The organism is Streptomyces sp. D2-8 (assembly GCF_023184515.1).
Taxonomy (GTDB): domain Bacteria; phylum Actinomycetota; class Actinomycetes; order Streptomycetales; family Streptomycetaceae; genus Streptomyces.
Genome location: NZ_JAAHBP010000065.1, coordinates 1 through 1,614, shown reverse-complemented (window position 1 = coordinate 1,614; position 1,614 = coordinate 1). Strand labels below are relative to the sequence as shown.

The following is a 1,614-nucleotide window of genomic DNA, read 5'->3' as shown; positions in this document are numbered from 1 at the left end:
CTAGCTTGATCTTTAACCTGTGCGGCGAGGTCGTGGGGTAGTTGACTTCTTCGTTCGCTGCTTCGCCGCCGGTGTTTTGCGGGGTGTGTGCACGTCGTGGCGGGGTGTGGGCCGGGTGTTCTTTCTGCCTGGAGGCCGTCCTGGGCCGGGGCGGGAGGGTTTCGGTGCTTGGGCTGGGCAGCTGGCCTTGGGGCGGATGTGCCGGAAGTCGCGGCGGACGCGGGCGGGGGTGAGCCTGTCCGGCGGGGTTGGTCTCTCCCAGGGCCGACGCAGGTCGGCTGCCAGCGTTCGGGCGAGCCGCAGTTGGGTGTAGGCGGCGAGGATCAGCCAGGTCCACCGGTCGGCTGCCTCGGGGGTGCGGATCTTCGGCGAGGTCCAGCCGAGGGTCTGCTTGAACAGGCGGAATGTGTGCTCGATGTCGAAGCGTCGCAGGTATGCCTGCCAGAGACGGTCGGCGTCCGCCGCAGTGGCATCAGTGCCTGACCACCACAGCCAGACCGGCTTCGGTGTTGCTCCGCTGGGCAGGTGGCCGATGTCCAGGCGGATCACCGTTCCTTCGACGATCGGGAGGGTGCCGTCGTCGGCTGCCCAGGAGGAGCGGTGGGTCAGCTTGGGGTGCAGCCGGTCCCAGGAGCGTGCGGTGGCGGTGCCGTAGAGACGTGTGTCGGCAACCGTTTCGGTGTCCGGGGTGCCCCAGGTGTCAGGCTGCCCGAAGACGAACTCACCGCCGTGCCGGGGCGGTCGGCCCTGGGTGTGCGGGAGCCGCGGTGCGACAGCCCTGCGCAGGACGCGGTCGGATCGCATCCTGGCCAGCACCTGGACCGGCAGGTCTTTGAGGAGGAAGCCGAGGCGGGGTGCGTCGTATCCGGCGTCCGCAACGATGAGGATGTCCGGGTCGCCCGTCTGCCACTGCCCCGCGGTGATCAGTCGCTGCAGCAGATCGCGCAACTGCCGGGCGGTGACGGTGGCGGTGTCGGCCCCGGGTGTCAGACGCAGTGCATCCAGCGGCGCGGTCCATGAGCTGCGGCCCGGCTCGAGCGCGCAGATGATCGAGTAGGGCCAGCCGGGGACCGGGATGTGCTGGTCCTTGCCCCGGCCGTAGGTGTGGCACAGGATCCGTTCCGGTGAGGTGTGGGCGTCGGGCCGCAGCCAGCAGGTGACATCGACAGCCAGGACCAGCCGGCCATCGGCAGCCCGCGACAGCGGCACTTCGGCCAGTGCCCGCCGCAGCCGGCCGGCATCGACGCGTCCACGGGCCACAGCCGCGTAGAGCCCTCCATGGCCGCGACGGTGTTCACCCACCAGTGACAGCTCGGCCAGCGACCTCACCGGCCCATCACTGCACAGAACGGCGTCAGCCAGCTCGAACAACGCGTCCGAACGAGTGGTCAGGCAGGCGTAGAACTCGCCCCGGAAGCATGACAGTTGCGCCAACGACTCTTGCCGGGCGCCGTGATGCAGCAGACTCATCCTCACGGCCTTCGTGCTGGACGTGTGTGTTCCTTGGTCGGAGCACATGTTCAGCCGAAGGCCGCTTCCGTGTACGGCGATTACCGGACCGGGTGATCAAGTTCGACGCACCATTCGACGTCGGACGTTAAAGATCAAGCTAGG

The 1,614-nt window shown here is 68.5% G+C and carries 1 protein-coding gene; it reads right to left on the bottom strand.

Annotation, left to right across the window (positions count from 1 at the left end; genetic code table 11):
• Positions 1–12: 12 nt before the first annotated feature.
• Positions 13–1,470 carry an NF041680 family putative transposase gene (locus tag G3I77_RS40530; RefSeq protein WP_248512480.1) on the bottom strand — a complete coding sequence of 486 codons (1,458 nt, stop codon included), beginning with the start codon at positions 1,468–1,470 and terminating at the stop codon, positions 13–15.
• Positions 1,471–1,614 lie beyond the last annotated feature (144 nt).

Excerpts from the sequence above, each read along its gene's own strand:
- G3I77_RS40530 (WP_248512480.1), bottom strand. The coding sequence starts at position 1,470 with ATGAGTCTGCTGCATCACGGCGCCCGGCAAGAGTCGTTGGCGCAACTG.